At 70.2% G+C, this 16,545-nt stretch carries 16 protein-coding genes and 1 riboswitch; of the genes, 3 read left to right on the top strand and 13 right to left on the bottom strand.

Annotated elements, in window-relative coordinates:
- Positions 1-320 precede the first annotated feature (320 nt).
- Together ACN20G_RS19860 and ACN20G_RS19855 are read right to left on the bottom strand one after the other, a co-directional pair.
- Positions 321-1,712 (bottom strand): NYN domain-containing protein, encoded by a 1,392-nt coding sequence (locus ACN20G_RS19860; RefSeq protein WP_424215595.1) that lies wholly within the window; start codon positions 1,710-1,712, stop codon positions 321-323.
- 42 nt (positions 1,713-1,754) lie between these two features.
- The gene (locus tag ACN20G_RS19855) at positions 1,755-1,994 is read right to left on the bottom strand and encodes a hypothetical protein (RefSeq protein ID WP_249771655.1); all 240 of its coding nucleotides are present in this window, start codon (positions 1,992-1,994) and stop codon (positions 1,755-1,757) included.
- Positions 1,995-2,164: 170 nt separating this feature from the next.
- On the opposite strand from ACN20G_RS19855, the gene ACN20G_RS19850 reads away from it, so the two are divergent.
- Complete coding sequence (locus ACN20G_RS19850; RefSeq protein ID WP_424214141.1) at positions 2,165-2,872, top strand: rhomboid family intramembrane serine protease; 708 nt, start codon at positions 2,165-2,167, stop codon at positions 2,870-2,872.
- Positions 2,869-3,150 (top strand): Lrp/AsnC family transcriptional regulator, encoded by a 282-nt coding sequence (locus ACN20G_RS19845; RefSeq protein ID WP_424214140.1) that lies wholly within the window; start codon positions 2,869-2,871, stop codon positions 3,148-3,150. The genes ACN20G_RS19850 and ACN20G_RS19845 overlap by 4 nt, the downstream gene beginning before the upstream one ends.
- Before the next feature lie 98 nt (positions 3,151-3,248).
- Here ACN20G_RS19845 and ACN20G_RS19840 read toward each other — a convergent pair whose 3' ends face one another.
- The 7 genes from ACN20G_RS19840 to ACN20G_RS19810 all read right to left on the bottom strand — a co-directional run bounded on the left by ACN20G_RS19840 (position 3,249) and on the right by ACN20G_RS19810 (position 11,205).
- Positions 3,249-4,670 (bottom strand): aminotransferase class V-fold PLP-dependent enzyme, encoded by a 1,422-nt coding sequence (locus tag ACN20G_RS19840; protein WP_424214139.1) that lies wholly within the window; start codon positions 4,668-4,670, stop codon positions 3,249-3,251.
- A gap of 242 nt (positions 4,671-4,912) precedes the next feature.
- Positions 4,913-5,029: riboswitch (SAM riboswitch) on the bottom strand.
- A gap of 103 nt (positions 5,030-5,132) precedes the next feature.
- On the bottom strand, positions 5,133-5,528 hold the full coding sequence (locus tag ACN20G_RS19835; protein WP_424214138.1) for a hypothetical protein: 396 nt from the start codon (positions 5,526-5,528) through the stop codon (positions 5,133-5,135).
- A gap of 282 nt (positions 5,529-5,810) precedes the next feature.
- Positions 5,811-6,875: an anthranilate phosphoribosyltransferase gene (gene trpD / locus ACN20G_RS19830; protein WP_424214137.1), complete on the bottom strand. Its 1,065-nt coding sequence runs from the start codon at positions 6,873-6,875 to the stop codon at positions 5,811-5,813.
- Between the two features lie 137 nt (positions 6,876-7,012).
- Positions 7,013-8,647, bottom strand: coding sequence for a cytochrome b (locus ACN20G_RS19825; RefSeq protein WP_424214136.1), 1,635 nt, complete (start codon positions 8,645-8,647; stop codon positions 7,013-7,015).
- Positions 8,644-9,702, bottom strand: a complete 1,059-nt coding sequence (locus ACN20G_RS19820; protein WP_424214135.1) for a Rieske 2Fe-2S domain-containing protein — start codon at positions 9,700-9,702, stop codon at positions 8,644-8,646. Before ACN20G_RS19820 ends, ACN20G_RS19825 begins: the two co-directional genes overlap by 4 nt.
- Positions 9,699-10,508: a c-type cytochrome gene (locus ACN20G_RS19815; RefSeq protein WP_424214134.1), complete on the bottom strand. Its 810-nt coding sequence runs from the start codon at positions 10,506-10,508 to the stop codon at positions 9,699-9,701. The genes ACN20G_RS19820 and ACN20G_RS19815 overlap by 4 nt, the downstream gene beginning before the upstream one ends.
- A 76-nt stretch (positions 10,509-10,584) precedes the next feature.
- Positions 10,585-11,205 carry a cytochrome c oxidase subunit 3 gene (locus tag ACN20G_RS19810; protein ID WP_424214133.1) on the bottom strand — a complete coding sequence of 207 codons (621 nt, stop codon included), beginning with the start codon at positions 11,203-11,205 and terminating at the stop codon, positions 10,585-10,587.
- 188 nt (positions 11,206-11,393) lie between these two features.
- Here ACN20G_RS19810 and ACN20G_RS19805 point away from each other — a divergent pair, with 188 nt between their 5' ends.
- Positions 11,394-11,804, top strand: a complete 411-nt coding sequence (locus tag ACN20G_RS19805) for a hypothetical protein (protein ID WP_424214132.1) — start codon at positions 11,394-11,396, stop codon at positions 11,802-11,804.
- Between the two features lie 63 nt (positions 11,805-11,867).
- Here the strand turns inward: ACN20G_RS19805 and ACN20G_RS19800 are convergent, their stop codons facing one another.
- The 4 genes from ACN20G_RS19800 to coxB all read right to left on the bottom strand — a co-directional run bounded on the left by ACN20G_RS19800 (position 11,868) and on the right by coxB (position 16,381).
- Complete coding sequence (locus tag ACN20G_RS19800; protein WP_424214131.1) at positions 11,868-13,121, bottom strand: Ig-like domain-containing protein; 1,254 nt, start codon at positions 13,119-13,121, stop codon at positions 11,868-11,870.
- Between the two features lie 160 nt (positions 13,122-13,281).
- Positions 13,282-13,680 (bottom strand): cytochrome c oxidase subunit 4, encoded by a 399-nt coding sequence (locus tag ACN20G_RS19795; protein ID WP_424214130.1) that lies wholly within the window; start codon positions 13,678-13,680, stop codon positions 13,282-13,284.
- Positions 13,677-15,410 carry a cytochrome c oxidase subunit I gene (ctaD, locus tag ACN20G_RS19790; RefSeq protein WP_424214129.1) on the bottom strand — a complete coding sequence of 578 codons (1,734 nt, stop codon included), beginning with the start codon at positions 15,408-15,410 and terminating at the stop codon, positions 13,677-13,679. Before ctaD ends, ACN20G_RS19795 begins: the two co-directional genes overlap by 4 nt.
- The gene (gene coxB / locus ACN20G_RS19785) at positions 15,407-16,381 is read right to left on the bottom strand and encodes a cytochrome c oxidase subunit II (RefSeq protein WP_424214128.1); all 975 of its coding nucleotides are present in this window, start codon (positions 16,379-16,381) and stop codon (positions 15,407-15,409) included. The genes ctaD and coxB overlap by 4 nt, the downstream gene beginning before the upstream one ends.
- Between the last annotated feature and the right edge of the window lie 164 nt (positions 16,382-16,545).

The raw sequence follows: 16,545 nt of genomic DNA, 5'->3' as shown, positions 1-16,545 counted from the left end.
GTGGACGGCCCGTGACCGGGCGGGTCGCGCGCCGGCACACAGTAGCGGCGGGCCGCGGGCCCGACCAACGACGTGCGCGGGGCCCGTTCGGGGCGCCGGTGGGCCCCGGGCGGGCGGGGGCGCAGGTCATGGGCGTGGCGGGCGGGTCAGCGCGGCGGCGCGGGATTCCCTCGGATGGGGGGTGTACGGCGCGCCCGGGCGACACGGGCGGGTCGGGACGGGCCGGTGGGGCGGGTGGTGCGACCCCGTCGGCCGGCCCGGCCCGGCCCCACCTGGTGAAACGTCACTCCGGAGGGGGCGGGCCGAGGGGGTCGGGCCGGTCAGGAGACGCGGGCGAGCCGCTTGAGGAGGAGCGCGGAGGCGACGGGGCGGGCCCCGGCCTTGGCGACCCCGTCGGCCACCTCGCGGTCGGTGGAGGCGACGACCACGGGCCGGCCCGGGGGTTCGGCCCGCACGAGCTGGCGGATCAGTTCGTCGGCGGTGACCCCGGGCTTGGAGAAGAGCACCCGCACCCCGCGCGGCGGGGCGAGCAGCACGGGGGCGGCGAGTTCGGCCCCGTCGAACACGCAGGTCATCTCGGCGCCGGTCTGCGCGGCGAGCATGGACAGCCCGCCCAGGAGCCGCAGCCGCTGCTTCTCCAACGGCATGGTCGGGTAGCCGGTCTTGGTGACGTTGTAGCCGTCGACGACCAGATGGGCCTGCGGCAGGGCGAGGAGTTGGTCCAGGAGGGCCGGGTCGGTGTCGGACAGGGCGCGGTTGGCGATGTCCTTGGGGGTCATGCGGCCGGGTTCGACGGCGTCGACGGTGTCGGCGGGCCGGGTGGACAGCGGTGGCAGGGCCAGCTCGCGGCGCAGGCCCTGGGCGGCGTCGAGCACCGTGTCCAGGAGCAGGCGCAGTCGCATGTCCTCGACGCTGCGGCCCTCGCGGACGGCCCGGCGGGATGCCTCCACGGTGGACTCGGCCTCGGTCAGGCGGGCCTTGACGCGGCGGGTCTCGCTCTCGGCGGCGGCGACCTGGGCGGCGGCCTCGGCGCGGACCGCGTCGATCTCGGCGCCGTGCTTGCGCAGGGCGGCCTCGCCGCGCTTGACGTCGTTGAGGGCGCTGCGGAGCTTGCGCTGAAGCGATTCGGCTTCCTTGCGGGCGGTGTCGAGCTCGGCCCGCAGGGTGCCCTCGCCGGTGCGGAGTTGGTCGCGGGCCTGGGCGAGTTCCTCGCGCAGCCGCTCCAGTTCGCGCCGGCTCTCCTCGTCGTGCCGTTCGGCGTCGACGCGCTGGGCCTCCTCGCCGGCGGCGGTGAGGGCCTTGACCCAGCCGGCGGGGCGCAGCAGGTAGACGGCGGCGGCCACGTCGAGGGGGTCGGCGGCGGCCGGGGGCACGCCGGTGTCCAGGGCCGCGCACAGTTCGGGCTGCGCCTCGCGGAGCCGTTCGGCGACGCGGCCCCGGAACACCGGGTCGGACTCCACGGCGGCGGCCATCGCGGTGCCCGCGAACTTGACGCGCCGGGTGGGGGTGAAGCGGGCGTACTGCCGCAGCGGGGCCGGCAGGTCGGCGAGGGTCAGGCCGCCGAAGGCGTCCGAGACCAGTGCCACGACCCGGCGGCGCACGCCCTCGGGCAGCGGACGGTCGAGGACCTCCGCGGCGTCCGCCGGGGAGCCGGGGTCACCGCTCCCTCCGGCCGCACCGGCCGGATCGGCACCGCCCGTCGGTTCCACAATCCGTCACCCCTACCGTTTCCCTTGTGCCGGCGCCTCGCTCCCTCAGGAGTCGGCGCCCGGCCTGTCCACGAGTTCGATCTGGTCCACGGCGTTGCACCAGCGGCAGCGGACCGACTCGATGGTCTCACTGACCACTTCGCGCTCCTCCACCTTCGGCTCCCCGGCGAGGTCCAGGTGGACGTATTCCACGACCTTCGACGAGCGGGTCACGTCGAAACGCGTGAGGTTGCCGCAGAGGGTGCAGCGCCACCGGGTGGTGTCGGTCGGCAGGGGAACCGTCATCGGGCCGTCCTTGTCAATCGCAACGTCGTGTCAATTAAAACGCGCGGGGTGGGGTCCCTGCGCCGTCAGTCACCCTACGGCCTGCGGCGGGCCCGTGGGCTCGCGGTCCTCAATGCGGGACGCGGCGGGGCGAGGCGTCCGTTTCGTGCCCCGTGCGGCATCCTCGGTCCATGGTCGAACTGCTGCGGGGGCCGGTGGTGACGCGGCTGTTGATCGCGGTGTGCGCGGTGGTGTTCGTGGTGGGTCCGGCCTCGGGTCTGAACCCCTCCTACGGGACGGGCGACGCCCTGTTCGCGGCGGGCACCGCCTACTACCGGCGGTGGGGCGTGGTGCCGGACGAGCTGTTCACGGGCTCGACGCGGGCGGCCCTGACCCCGTTCACGGCCCTGTTCGTGCACGGGGGCTGGCTGCACCTGTTGGGGAACTGCCTGTTCCTGCACGTGTTCGGCCGGCTGCCGGAGGAGCGGCTGGGCCGGTGCGCGTTCCTGGTGTTCTTCGTGCTGACGGGGGCGCTGTCGCTGGTGGTGTACGCGGCGGCGCACGCGTCCTCGGACCAGACGCTGGTGGGGGCGTCGGGGGCGATCTCGGCGGTGCTGGGGGCCTTCCTGTACCTGTTCCCGAAGGCGCGGATCACGACGGTGCTGCCGTTCCTGCTGTTCCTGCCGCTGCGGTTCCCGGCCTGGCTGGTGCTGCTGTGCTGGTTCGGGCTCCAGGGGTGGGCGGCGCACCGGGCGGGCGCGGGGCCGGGGGTGGCGTACCTGGCGCACGTGGCGGGGTTCTCCCTGGGCTTCGCGTGGGCGTGGGTGCGGCGGGGGCGTGGCGTTAGAGTGGCGGGACCAGTGCCAGTCCCGGCCGTCGAGGGAGAACAACAGCCGTGATCACCGCGATCGTCCTGATCAAGACCAGCGTGGACCGGATCCCCGAGATCGCGGAGTCGATCGCGGCGTTGGAGAGCGTCAGCGAGGTGTACTCGGTGACGGGCACCTACGACCTGATCGCCCTGGTGCGCGTCGCCCGCCACGACGACCTCGCCGACATCATCCCGGGCAGCATCAGCAAGATCCCGGGCGTGGAGGCCACGGACACGCACGTCGCGTTCCGCACCTACTCGCAGCACGATCTGGAGGCGGCGTTCGCCATCGGCCTGGACGCCTGAGCCGAGCTCCGCGCCGCGCACGCGCCGCCGGGCGGGACCGAGGACGAACCTCGGTCCCGCCCGGCGGCGTTCGTGCGTTCCGCTCCCGTGCGGGGTGCTCAGACCGCGGGGACGCAGCGACCCTCGACGGTGCGGTACTGCCAACGGGCGCCGTCGGCCACGAGCTCCTTGACGGCGCGCACGAAGCGCTCGACGTGCTCGTCGGGGGTGCCGGCGCCGAAGCTGACGCGGATCGCGTTCAGGGACCGCTCGCCCGGGGCGCCTTCGGGGGCGCCGCACTCGCCGGGCTCCTGCGGGGCGCTGCCGAGCAGGGTGCGCACGAGCGGGTGGGCACAGAACAGGCCGTCGCGGACGCCGATGCCGTACTCGGCGGAGAGGGCGGCGGCGAAGTGGGAGCTGTTCCAACCGTCGACCACGAAGGAGATGACGCCGACCCGCTCGGCGTCGTCGCCGAACAGGGAGAGCACGCGCACCTCGGGGACCTCCGCGAGGCCGGTGCGGACGGTGTCGATGAGCCGCTTCTCGCGGGCCACGAGGGTGTCGAACCCGGCCTCGGTGAGGGCCTTGCAGGCGGAGGCGATGGAGTACACGCCGATCACGTTGGGCGAGCCGGCCTCGTGGCGGGCGGCGGTGGTGTGCCATTCCACGTCCACGCCGCCGTCCTCGCGGCGGGCCACGGTCTTGGAGGCGCCGCCGCCGGCGAGGTAGGGCTCGGCGTCGACGAGCCAGTCGGCGCGGCCGGCGAGGACGCCGGAGCCGAAGGGGGCGTAGAGCTTGTGGCCGGAGAAGGCGACCCAGTCCACGTCGAGGTCGCGGACCGAGACGGGGTGGTGGGGGGCGAGCTGGGCGGCGTCGAGGACGATGCGGGCGCCGTGGGCGTGGGCGGCGGCGGCGAGTTCGCGCACCGGCCACAGTTCGCCGGTGACGTTGGAGGCGCCGGTCACGCACACCAGGGCCGGGCCGTAGGGCTCGCGCTCGGACAGGGCGCGCTCCAGGATCTCGACGGCCTGGGCGGGGGTGCGGGGGGCGCTGAGGTAGGTGACGTGCTCGTCGTTCCACGGCAGCAGCGAGGCGTGGTGCTCGGTCTCGAAGACGAACACGCGGCAGTCGGCGGGCAGGGCGCGGGCGAGCAGGTTGAGGGAGTCGGTGGTGGAGCGGGTGAAGACGACCTGGTCGGCGGGGCGGCAGTCGAGGAACTCGGCGACGGTGGCGCGGCTCTGCTCGAAGAGGTCGGTGGAGAGCTGGGAGAGGTAGCCGGCGCCCCGGTGCACGCTGCCGTAGTAGGGGGCGTAGGCGGCCACGTCGTCCCAGACCCGCTGGAGGGCGGGGGCGCTGGCCGCGTAGTCGAGGGCCGCGTAGACCACCTCGCCGCCGGTGACCAGGGGCACGGTCACGTCGCGGCCGAGGACGGGGAGCGGCGCGGCACAGGCGGGCTCCTCGGCGGCGGGGGCGAGGGCCGGGGCGGGGACGGTGGCGGCGGGGGCGACGGCGGCGGCGGCGGTGTTCTGGTACGCGGACATGGCGTTCTCTCCCGGGAGGGCAGGCGTGACGGCTTCGGGTGACCCGGGCGCGCGGCGGCAGGGCGATCCGAGGGGGGATCGGGCCGCGTGGGCACGGGGTGACGTCCTCGTGGGCCGGGTGGGCGCGTACGACGCGCGTCGGTGGACCCGGGTTCGAGGGTGAAGTGGGGGCTGTGCCCCTATCGCATTCGCTTGCTCACGAAAAAACGCTCCTCGGTGACCAGGACCCCTGGTGATCGAGGGGTCCGCGCTTGCCCCGCGCCTTGTGGCGCGCGGCCTGGTCATCACCCGGGGCACCCCGCCACGGACGGAGGGTTGCCGGACAGCAAGCCGGGGCCAAAACGCTGTCACTCGTGACCTGCCGGAAATCCTGCCACAGGATCGCCCGCGCGCAAGCCCCCTGTCCGCCATCCGGACGTCCGTCTCGGACGGGGGGCGGGACGGGGCGGGACGGGGCGGGGTTCAGGGGCGGTTCTGCGGCGAGATGTCCCACAACTCCCGGTCGGGCACGTACCCGGCGACCGTGATCAACGCCACGGCCCGCCGCACCCCCTCGGGGTCGACGGCGGGTTCGGCGAGCGGGCGGTGCGGCAGGTAGCGGCCGAGCAGGCTGCACAGGGCGGTGTAGACGGGGGTGTGCGCGGCCAGGGCCCGCCAGCCCCGGTCGACCTCGGGCGCGGGCGCGAGCCGGCACACGGGGGCGCCGGCGGCCACGACCACGAACTTCAGCGCCTCCTCCACCATCCGCTCGGCCCGCTCCCGGCCCAGGGCCGGGTCCCCGTCGAGGACCGTGGCGACGACGGCCCCGAAGCTCTCGGCGGACAACAACTCCCGAGCGGGGGGCACGGGGCCGGTCATGGTCTCTCCTCGCGGGGGACGTGCGACGACGAAGGGACCAGTGTCACGGGCACATGCCTCCGTCGCGCGCACCTCGCGGGCCCCGCCGTCGTGATCGTCGGGGGCGCGTACCGCGCGACCTCGTCCCCTGGCCGCGCGGGGCCTTCGGGGCGGTCGGGATTCGGGGCGCTCCGAGGGTGAACGACGTCAACCCGGGCGCGTGCGGCCCGGTGCCCCGCGCACGCCGAACGCCCCCGGCTCCGCGCGGCGGTGCGGCGGTGTCGGGGGCGTTCGGCGTGCGGGTCAGGAGTTGGTGGCCGTGACCCAGTGGTCGAGGGTGGTCCTGGCCGCGCCCGAGTCGATGGACTCGGCGGCCCGCGCCATGCCCTCCCTGATCCGGCTCTCCAGGCTGCCGGTGCCCGGTTCCAGGGCCACCAGCGCGGCGGCCGAGTTCAGCAGGACCGCGTCGCGCACCGGGCCGGTCTCGCCGGCCAGCAGGCGGCGGGCCACGTCGGCGTTGTGGGAGGGGTCGCCGCCGGCCAGCGCGGAGATGTCCACCAGCTCGATGCCCACCTCGCGCGGGTCGAAGGGCTGCTCGGTGACGGAGCCGTCCCGGACCCACCACACCCGGCTGCCGCCGGTGGTGGTCAGCTCGTCGAGGCCGTCGTCGCCCCGGAACACCAGCGCGGAGGAGCCGCGTTCGGCGAGGACCCCGGCGACGATGGGCGCCATCCGCGCGTCGGCGACGCCGGTGGCCTGGGCCCGGACCCGGGCCGGGTTGGTGAGCGGGCCGAGCACGTTGAAGGTGGTGCGGATGCCGAGTTCGCGGCGGGCCCCGGCCACGTGCCGCAGCGCGGGGTGGAAGGTGACGGCGAAGCACATGGTGATGCCGGCCTCGTCGGCGACCTCCGCGACCCGGCGCGGCGTCAGGGACAGGTTGACGCCCAGCTTCTCCAGCACGTCGGAGGCGCCGGAGGAGGAGGACGCGGCCCGGTTGCCGTGCTTGACGACCTTCGCGCCGGTGCCCGCCACCACGATCGCGGACATGGTGGAGATGTTGACGGTCTTGGCCCCGTCGCCGCCGGTGCCGACGATGTCGACGGTGGCGCCCGGCACCTCGATCACGTTGGCGTGCGCGTACATGGCCCGCACCAGGCCGCTGATCTCGGCGACCGTCTCGCCCTTGGCCCGCAGCGCGACCATGAACCCGGCGATCTGGGCGTTGGTGGCCTCGCCCCGCATGATCCGTTCCATCGCCCACGCGGTGTCGTCCGCGCCGAGGTCACGACCGGTCAGCAGGGCGTCGAGGAGACCGGGCCACGCACGGTCCGCCACGCTGTCGCCGCCTGCCGGGGTCACAACGTTCATGGTCCGCTCCAGGGTCCACAGTGCCGAAAAGAGTCGGCCCCAAGCCTAACCAGTCCCGGTTACGGCGAAGAGCCCCGTCCGTGGTGTGGACGGGGCTCTCGCCGTGGCGATCCGATCAGCGGGGAATCAGGTGGGGATCAGTGGTGGCCGTGGCCGCTCTGGATCTCCTTGTACTCCTCCGCGGTGGCCTTCTCGATCTGGTTGCCCTCGCCGTAGAAGCCCTTGCTGAGCTTCACGCGGAACTTCTCGATCGCGCCGACCTTGCGCTCGACACCGTTCTCGTCGACCGTCGGGCCGATCTCGGCCGGCTTGTACTGCTCGTGCGAGGTCAGCGTGTGCAGCTGGCCCTGCGGGAGCGGCTCGTGGATCTCGACGAACTCACCGTGCGGCAGACGCTTGATGATGCCGGTCTCGCGACCGTGCAGCACCTTGTCCCGGTCCCGGCGCTGGAGGCCGAGGCAGATCCGCTTGGTGATGATGAACGCGATGACCGGGACGGCGAAGAAGCCGATCCGGACGAACCAGGTGATCGAGTTGATCGACAGGTGGAAGTACTGGGCGAACATGTCGTTGCCGCCGCCCACCAGGAGCACCAGGTACCAGGCGATCCAGGCCACGCCGAACGCGGTCCGGGTCGGGACGTTGCGCGGGCGGTCCAGGATGTGGTGCTCGCGCTTGTCCTTGGTGACCCAGGACTCGATGAACGGGTAGACCGCGATGGCGCCGAGCACCAACGGGAACAGGATCAGCGGGATGAACACGCCCAGGACCAGCGTGTGGCCCCACAGGTTGATCTCCCAGCCCGGCATCGCACGGATCAGACCCTCGGGCATGCCCATGTACCAGTCAGGCTGCGCGCCGGTGGACACGTGGTCCGGCCGGTACGGGCCGAGTGCCCAGATCGGGTTGATCGAGGCGATCGCCGCGATGGCCGCGATGACGCCGAAGACCAGGAAGAAGAAGCCGCCGGCCTTCGCCATGTACACGGGCAGCAGGGGCATGCCGACCACGTTGTTGTTCGTGCGGCCGGGGCCCGCGAACTGGGTGTGCTTGTGGTAGAAGACCAGGATCAGGTGGGCCACCAGCAGGCCGAGCATGATGCCGGGCAGCAGCAGGATGTGCACCGAGTAGAACCGGGCGACGAAGTCGTGACCGGGGAACTCCCCGCCGAACAGGAACATCGACAGGTAGGTGCCGACGACCGGGACGGACAGGATCGCGCCCTGCATGAAGCGGACACCGGTGCCCGAGAGCAGGTCGTCCGGGAGCGAGTAGCCGGTGAAGCCGGTGAACATGCCCAGGACGAGCAGCAGGAAGCCGAAGACCCAGTTGATCTCGCGCGGCTTGCGGAACGCGCCGGTGAAGAACACGCGCATCATGTGCACGAGCATCGCCGCGACGAAGATCAGGGCCGCCCAGTGGTGGATCTGCCGGATGAGCAGACCGCCGCGGACCTCGAAGCTGATGTGCAGGGTCGAGGCGAATGCCTCGGACATCCGCACACCCTGCATCGGCACGTACGGGCCGTGGTACACGACCTCGTTCATGCTCGGGTGGAAGAACAGCGTCAGGTAGACGCCGGTCAGGATGATGATGATGAAGCTGTACAGGCAGATCTCACCCAGCATGAAGGACCAGTGGTCCGGGAAGATCTTGCGCATGTTCGCCTTGGCGAGGCTGTAGATCCCCAGGCGACCGTCCGCCCAGTCGGCCACGCGCTCACCGGCGGGCGCCTTGCCGCGCTTGGTGTCGGTTGCGGTTGCGGTGCTCATCCGCGCTCCCAGAATGCAGGACCGACGGGCTCTTCGAAGTCGCCGAGCGCCTCGAGGAAGCCTTCGTCATTCACACCGATCCGCAGCTGCGGAAGGGCGTGGCCGGCCGGGCCGAAGATGACACGGGCGCCGTCGGAGAGGTCGAAAGTGGACTGGTGGCACGGGCAGAGCACGTGGTGCGTCTGCTGCTCGTACAGGCTGATCGGGCAGCCGACGTGGGTGCAGATCTTGGAGTAGGCCACGATCCCCTCGTGGGACCACTCCAGTTCCTTCTTGTCCTTGATGTCCTCCGGCTGGATCCGGACGATCATCAGGGCCGCCTTGGCGATCTGCGACATGAAGTCGTGGTCCTCCTCCTCCAGCCCCTCGGGCTGGGCGAAGGTGAGCGACCCCACCGCGACGTCCTCGGGACGCAGCGGCTCCATCGTGTTCTGGTTGATGAGCAGCCGACCCTTCTTCCACAGGGTCTTGCGCAGCTTCTCCTCGGGCAGCGGGCCCAGGTCCCGCAGGATGACCACGGCGGAGAGGGGCAGCAGCGCCAGGGCGCCGATCATCGTGTTGCGGATCAGCGGGCGGCGGCCGATGGCCGACTCGCTCGCACCGGCCGCGAAGTCGGCCATGACCTTGGCCTTGACCTCGGGCTCGGCCGCGATCGGGTGCCGCTCGTCGGCGACCTCCACGTCGGACATCAGGGTGCGGGCCCAGTGGACCGCGCCCGCGCCGATGCAGAAGAGCGCCACGCCCAGGGTCAGGCCGAGGGCGAGGTTGAGGGCGCTCACCTTCCCGATCGGGAAGACGAAGATGATCTTGTCGACCGGCAGCGTCACGAAGGACGCGATGAAACCGACCGTCGCGAGCATCGAGAGCGTGAACAGCATGGCCACCGTGCGCTCGGACCGCTTGGCGGCCCGCTCGTCGATGTCCTGGATGCGCGGCTTGTGGGCCGGCAGGCCCGGGTCGGCGAACGGCTCGTCCGCCACCGCCACACCACCGTGGTGCGCGTCGCCCTGCTCGCTCGGCAGGTGCTTCTCTTCGGGAATGTCTTGGCTACTCATGACTTCTTGGCCTTAGCGGTGTGGGCCGCGACCCAGACGGCGACGGCGATCAGCGCACCCAGTCCGAAGATCCAGCCGAAGAGGCCCTCGGAGACGGGGCCGAGGCCACCGAGCTTGAGGCCGCCGGGGTTGGTCGCCTTCTCACCGTTCACGTTCTGGAGGTACGCGATGATGTCCTTCTTCTCCTTCTCCGGCATGGTGCTGTCCGGGAAGGAGGGCATGTTCTGCGGGCCGGTGAGCATGGCCTCGTAGATGTGCTTGGCCGAGACGTCCTCGAGGTTCGGGGCGTACTTGCCGTGCGTGAGGGCGCCGCCCTCGCCGGTGAAGTTGTGGCACTGCGCGCAGTTGTTGCGGAACAGTTCGCCACCCTTGGCGATGTCGGCGCCGGCCGGGTCGTACTGCTTCTCGGTCGGCGTGATCGGACCGGCGCCCAGCGACGCGATGTACGCGGCGAGCTGGTCGATCTGGGCCTGCGAGTAGATGTTCTTCTTCTTCGGCACCTGCGCGCCGGGCTGCATGGCCGGCATGCGGCCGGTGCTCACCTGGAAGTCGACGGCGGCCGAGCCGACGCCCACCAGGCTCGGACCGTCGGTCGAACCCTGACCGCCGGTCCCGTGGCAGCTTGCGCAGCCCACGGCGTAGAGCTTCTTGCCCTCCTCGATCGCGAGGGACTGGGAGGTTTCATCGGCCTGCGCCTTGCCCGCGGGCGCGAAGGCGGCGTAAAGCCCCCCGGTGGCCGCCAGGGCGAAGAGTAGAACGACGAGCGCCGCCAGCGGATGGCGTCGTCGTGCGGAGAGCTTTTTCACGGATTACCCCGGTGTCAGGATCTTCTGCGTCGGTGTTTCTGGATGGGTGTGCCGGTGGAGGCCGGCCGCGGGTTCGCTACTTGATCAGGTAGATCGTCGCGAAGAGGCCGATCCAGACGACGTCGACGAAGTGCCAGTAGTAGGACACGACGATGGCCGAGGTCGCCTGTTCGTGAGTGAACCTCTTGGCCGCGTACGTCCGGCCGAGAACCAGCAGGAAGGCGATGAGTCCGCCCGTCACGTGCAGTCCGTGGAAGCCGGTGGTCAGGTAGAACACCGAGCCGTACGGACCGGACGAGAGGGACATGCCCTCGTGCTTGACCAGTTCGGTGTACTCGAAGACCTGGCCGCCGATGAAGATGGCACCCATCACGAAGGTGATGATGAACCACGTCCTGAGCTTCTTCACGTCCCCGCGCTCGGCGGCGAAGACGCCGAGCTGGCAGGTCAGGGAGGAGAGCACCAGGATCGTGGTGTTCGTCACCGAGAACGGCAGGTTGAGGGCCGAAGCCTGCTCGTGCCAATACTCGGAGCCGGTCACCGATCGCAGGGTGAAGTACATCGCGAAGAGGGCCGCGAAGAACATCAGCTCGGAACTCAACCAGATGATCGTTCCGACGCTGACGAGGTTCGGTCGATTGACCGTCGGGTGCGCGTGCCCGGTATCTACTGTCGTTGCTGTCGCCACGACCGACATTATGTCGGTCGCTTATCCCGCCCTCACCCCGGGGGGTGCCGTTCGGAGTGTCAGCCTCTCGGGCACTGCCCGAACGGCCCATCGAAGGCGTGATCACCGGGGTGGTCGAAGCGATGTTGACGGGGTGTCGGGGGGAGTAGCATCCCGCGCAACAGCAACGTGATTCACGTGACACGTGGAGGAGCGACATGCGGTCGTCAGTGCGGGTACTGGTGTACAGCGACAACGCCGACACGCGGGAGCAGGTCCGCCTCGCGGCGGGTCGCCGCCCGGCGCCTGACCTGCCGGCGGTGGAGTACCTGGAGTGCGCCACCCTGCCCGCGGTCCTGAGCGAACTGGACACGGGCGGCGTCGACCTGTGCGTCCTGGACGGGGAGGCGGTGCCCGCGGGCGGCATGGGGGTCTGCCGGCAGATCAAGGACGAGGTCTTCAACTGCCCCCCCGTGGTGCTGCTGATGGGGCGTCCGCAGGACGCGTGGCTGGCCACGTGGAGCCGGGCCGACGCGGCCGTGACGCTCCCGATCGAACCCTCCGAGTTCACCGACACCCTGACGGCGACCCTGCGCCGCCGGCTGGAGTCGGGCCTGGGCGCCGCCTGAGGGCCACGCGAAGGGCCCGGGGCCGGCCGACCGTCGGGTCGGCGCGGCCCCGGGCGCGCGAGGTCAGATGTTGGGCCGCAGACGGGCCTGGTCGATGGGGCTGCGCCCTTCCTGGGTGCCCTTGAGCAGGGCCGAGCCCTCCCGCCAGTCCTTCCAGTCCACGTTCCAGTCGCCGTAGCCGTTGCCGAAGGGGTCCATGTCCTCGCCGATGCTGCCGACGACCTTGACGATGTCACCCTCACGGATGTTCTCGTAGAACCACGCGGCGTTGCCGGTGCTCATGCCCGTGCAGCCGTGGCTGACGTTCTCGTAGCCCTGGGAGCCCACCGACCACGGCGCGGCGTGCACGTACTCGCCGCTCCACGTCACCCGGGTGGCGTAGTAGACGGGCAGGTCGTACCCCTCGGAGCTGGCCGCCGAGATGCCGACGCTGGTGCCGCGCATCCGTACGTAGTACTCCTTGCCGAGCACGACCTTGACCCCGTTGCGGGTGGAGAACCCGGGCTTGCCGGTGGTGATCGGGATGGTGTTGACCACCTCGCCGTTGACCTTGAAGGTCATGTAGTGGCTGGAGGCGTCGGTGATGGCCTCGACCCGGTCGCCGATCTCCAGGGAGAGGTTCTTGCCGGTGGCGCCGTGCAGGTCGGGGGCGATCCGGATGCCCTCCAGGTTGTTGCGGACCGTCACGGTGGAGTTCGCGGGCCAGTAGTCCTTGGGCCGGAAGTGCAGCTTGTTGGCGTCCACCCAGTGCCAGGCCCCCTCCACGGGGGCCGGTCGGGCGTCGACGACGAGACCGCGCTCGATGATCGCGCGGGCCGCCTTGTCCTTCACCGGCTCGCTGAGTTCGGCGGTGATGGGCTGTCCGACGCCGTACTTGCCCGCGTCCGGGCCGAATTCGACCTTGAGGACCTTGAGGGCCGGTGTGGTGTCGAAGGCCATCACACGGTGCCCTGGGGCCCCTTCGGCGTTCTCGGTGGCCACGGACACCTGGTAGCGCACGCCGGCCGCCAGGGGGGCCGTGGAGTGCCAGCGGTCGCCCTTCGCGGAGAGCTCGCCGGCCAGCCGGCGCCCGTGGGTGTCGGTGGCGGTCACGTCGGTGATCCGGTTCTCGGCCGCGGTGGTCCGCACCTCCAGGGGGCGGTCGGGGTCCACGGGACGACCGCCCGCGCCCTGGTTGAACGTCACCTGGTCACCCGCGTCGCGGGGAGGCGCGGTGAGCGGGTTGTCCTTCGTCCCGCACGCGGTCGCGGCGGCCCCGAGGGAGGCGACCAGCAGGGAGCAGGCGGCGACCGTCCAAAGACGCGGTGTGTGCTTCATGGGCCCAACGCTATGAAAATCTGACAAATAGGGCGCGCGGGACGCGTGCAAAAGGGGACACGAAAGGGCCCGAACCATCCGTTGGAAGGCTCGGGCCCTGTCGGTGCCGCCCGGAGGCGGCACCACGTGCTAAGCGGCTCGGCTCGCGCCGAGGATCCCGCTACTGGTTCTGGTTCTCACCGCGGTAGTACTCGTACACCCAGCCCCACAGGCCGACCAGGAGCACGGGGGCGGAGAAGTACATCAGCCACCAGCCGAAGATGACGCCCATGAAGGCGAGCGCGCCACCGATGGCCAGCGCCAGCGGCTGCCAGCTGTGCGGGGAGAAGAAGCCTAGCTCGCCGGCCTCGTCCGCGACGTCCGCCTCGGTGTTGTCCTGGGCCATCTCGTCGACCCGCCGGGCCGTGAAGGCCAGGTAGAAGCCGATCATGGCGCTCAGGCCGAAGGCCAGCGCGAGAGCGGTGGTGCCCACCGGCTCCTTCGACCACACGCCGTACACGACGGTCATGATGAGGACGAAGACGGCGAGCCAGAGGAACATCTTGCCCTGGATCTTCACTTGCCGGCCTCCTTGGCGCCCGCGACGGCCTTGGCTTCCTCGCCGTGGTTCTCGAGGTGGTCGAGAGCCGCGATCTCCGGGTGGTGGAGGTCGAAGGCGGGGGATTCGGAGCGGATCCGCGGCAGCGTCACGAAGTTGTGGCGCGGCGGCGGGCAGGAGGTCGCCCACTCCAGGGAGCGGCCGTAACCCCACGGGTCGTCGACCTCGACCTTCTTGCCGTACTTGGCGGTCTTCCACACGTTGTAGAAGAACGGCAGCATCGACAGGCCGAGCAGGAACGAGGCGATCGTGGAGATGGTGTTCAGGACGGTGAAGCCGTCCGCCTCCAGGTAGTCCGCGTAACGGCGCGCCATGCCCTCGGCACCCAGCCAGTGCTGCACCAGGAAGGTGCCGTGGAAGCCCACGAACAGGGTCCAGAAGGTGATCTTGCCGAGGCGCTCGTCCAGCATCTTGCCCGTGAACTTCGGCCACCAGAAGTGGAAGCCGGCGAACATCGCGAAGACCACGGTGCCGAAGATGACGTAGTGGAAGTGCGCGACGACGAAGTACGAGTCGGAGACGTGGAAGTCCAGCGGGGGCGAGGCCAGGATGACGCCGGTCAGACCACCGAAGGTGAAGGTGATCAGGAAGCCGACGGCCCACAGCATCGGGGTCTCGAAGGACAACGAGCCCTTCCACATGGTGCCGATCCAGTTGAAGAACTTCACACCGGTCGGTACCGCGATCAGGAAGGTCATGAAGGAGAAGAACGGCAGGAGCACACCGCCGGTGACGTACATGTGGTGCGCCCACACCGTCACCGAGAGGCCGGCGATCGCGATCGTCGCGGCGATCAGGCCGATGTAACCGAACATCGGCTTGCGCGAGAAGACCGGGATGACCTCGGAGATGATGCCGAAGAACGGCAGCGCGATGATGTACACCTCTGGGTGCCCGAAGAACCAGAACAGGTGTTGCCACAACAGGGCGCCGCCGTTGGCGGCATCGAATACGTGGGCACCGAACTTGCGGTCCGCCTCCAGGGCGAACAGCGCGGCGGCGAGCACCGGGAAGGCGAGCAGGACCAGGACACCGGTCAGCAGCACGTTCCAGGTGAAGATCGGCATGCGGAACATGGTCATGCCGGGGGCGCGCATGCAGATGATCGTGGTGATGAAGTTGACCGAGCCGAGGATCGTGCCGAAGCCGGAGAAGGCCAGACCCATGATCCACATGTCGGCGCCGACACCCGGCGAACGGACCGCGTCCGAGAGCGGGGAGTAGGCGAACCAACCGAAGCCGGCGGCACCCTGCGGGGTGAGGAAGCCGGCCACCGCGATGATCGAGCCGAAGAGGTAGAGCCAGTAGGCGAACATGTTCAGCCGCGGGAACGCCACGTCGGGCGCGCCGATCTGCAGCGGCATGATCCAGTTCGCGAAACCGGCGAAGAGGGGCGTCGCGAACATCAGCAGCATGATCGTGCCGTGCATCGTGAACGCCTGGTTGAACTGCTCGTTCGAGATCAGCTGCGTGCCCGGACGGGCCAGTTCGGCCCGCATCACCAGGGCGAGGATGCCGCCGATGATGAAGAACACGAACGAGGTGATCAGGTAGAGCGAGCCGATCGTCTTGTGGTCGGTGGTGGTGAGCCACTTCACGACCACGTTGCCGGGCTCCTTGCGCCGGACCGGCAGCTCGTTCTCATAAGAGTCGGCTGCGGCGGCACCCTGGGGTTCGTTGAGGATGCTCACAGTTTGTTCGTCTCCGCGTTACGGGCCGGGTCGGTCTGCTTGATGCCGGCCGGGAGGAAGCCGGTCTGCCCCTTCTCGGCCAGCTCCTTGAGGTGCGCCCGGTACTCCTCGGGCGAGACGACCTTGACGTTGAAGAGCATCCGCGAGTGGTCGACGCCGCAGAGCTCGGCGCACTTGCCCATGAAGATGCCCTCTTCGGTCGGGGTGACCTCGAAGACGTTGGTGTGGCCCGGGATGACGTCCTGCTTGAACAGGAAGGGGACCACCCAGAAGGAGTGGATCACGTCATTGGACGACAGGATGAAGCGGACCTTCTCCCCCTTGGGGAGGTACAGGGTCGGTCCCGGGTTGTTGTTCTCGGGGTTCCGGGTGCCCGGAACGCCCTTCTCGTAGACGCCTTCGGCGCCCGCCGGGAACTGCTTCGTCCACTTGTCCGGGATGGAGGCCAGTTCCTTGGGAACCGTCCCCGCCGCCGGGGTCGCGGCGTCGCCGTCGACGTTCTCGATGTAGTTGAAGGCCCAGCTCCACTGGAAGCCGACCACGTTGATCGTGTGGGCGGGCTTGTCGGAGACGGCGAGCAGCTTCGACTCGTCCCGTGCCGTGAAGTAGAAGAACACGGAGACGATGATGAGCGGGACCACCGTGTACAGGGCCTCGATGGGCATGTTGTACCGGGTCTGGTGCGGGATCTCCACCTTGGTTCGGCTGCGCCGGTGGAAGATCACGCTCCACATGATCAGGCCCCAGACCAGGATGCCGGTGACCAGAGCGGCCGCCCAGGATCCCTGCCACAGGGAGAGGATGCGCGGCGCCTCCTCCGTGACCGGACGGGGCATCCCGAGGCGGGGAAAGTCTTCCCAGTTGTAAGAGCAACCAGTGGCGGTCGCCAGGACCGCGCCCGCAGTCAGCGCCTGGAGCAGCTTCCGCCGCATCGGGCGCCGCGGCGAGCGGTCGGAGCCGTAGGGACTCACGTAGCGCCTTCCCGAGAGTCTTCGGCCCGCGTGGCCGGGTCGCGGCCGTGTCGTTTCGGTCGCCGGCCCAGACGCAGGCAGGGGTTTGGATGTTTATGCGGACCAAACCCTACTGGACGCTATTTGAGGTCGCGCGGGGAGGGTGCCCAACGCGCCGCCGCTGC

The sequence above is a fragment of the Streptomyces dryopteridis genome, assembly GCF_049606955.1.
GTDB lineage: Bacteria > Actinomycetota > Actinomycetes > Streptomycetales > Streptomycetaceae > Streptomyces.
The sequence above is the reverse complement of the archived record's forward strand: the minus strand, read 5'-3'. Positions and strand labels throughout refer to the sequence as shown.

What these genes read in the sequence shown, in the direction of transcription:
- ACN20G_RS19855 (WP_249771655.1), bottom strand. Translation starts at nt 1,994, where the DNA reads ATGACGGTTCCCCTGCCGACCGACACCACCCGGTGGCGCTGCACCCTC.
- ACN20G_RS19850 (WP_424214141.1), top strand. Translation starts at nt 2,165, where the DNA reads ATGGTCGAACTGCTGCGGGGGCCGGTGGTGACGCGGCTGTTGATCGCG.
- ACN20G_RS19840 (WP_424214139.1), bottom strand. Translation starts at nt 4,670, where the DNA reads ATGTCCGCGTACCAGAACACCGCCGCCGCCGCCGTCGCCCCCGCCGCC.
- ACN20G_RS19835 (WP_424214138.1), bottom strand. Translation starts at nt 5,528, where the DNA reads ATGACCGGCCCCGTGCCCCCCGCTCGGGAGTTGTTGTCCGCCGAGAGC.
- trpD (WP_424214137.1), bottom strand. Translation starts at nt 6,875, where the DNA reads ATGAACGTTGTGACCCCGGCAGGCGGCGACAGCGTGGCGGACCGTGCG.
- ACN20G_RS19825 (WP_424214136.1), bottom strand. Translation starts at nt 8,647, where the DNA reads ATGAGCACCGCAACCGCAACCGACACCAAGCGCGGCAAGGCGCCCGCC.
- ACN20G_RS19820 (WP_424214135.1), bottom strand. Translation starts at nt 9,702, where the DNA reads ATGAGTAGCCAAGACATTCCCGAAGAGAAGCACCTGCCGAGCGAGCAG.
- ACN20G_RS19810 (WP_424214133.1), bottom strand. Translation starts at nt 11,205, where the DNA reads ATGTCGGTCGTGGCGACAGCAACGACAGTAGATACCGGGCACGCGCAC.
- ACN20G_RS19805 (WP_424214132.1), top strand. Translation starts at nt 11,394, where the DNA reads ATGCGGTCGTCAGTGCGGGTACTGGTGTACAGCGACAACGCCGACACG.
- ACN20G_RS19800 (WP_424214131.1), bottom strand. Translation starts at nt 13,121, where the DNA reads ATGAAGCACACACCGCGTCTTTGGACGGTCGCCGCCTGCTCCCTGCTG.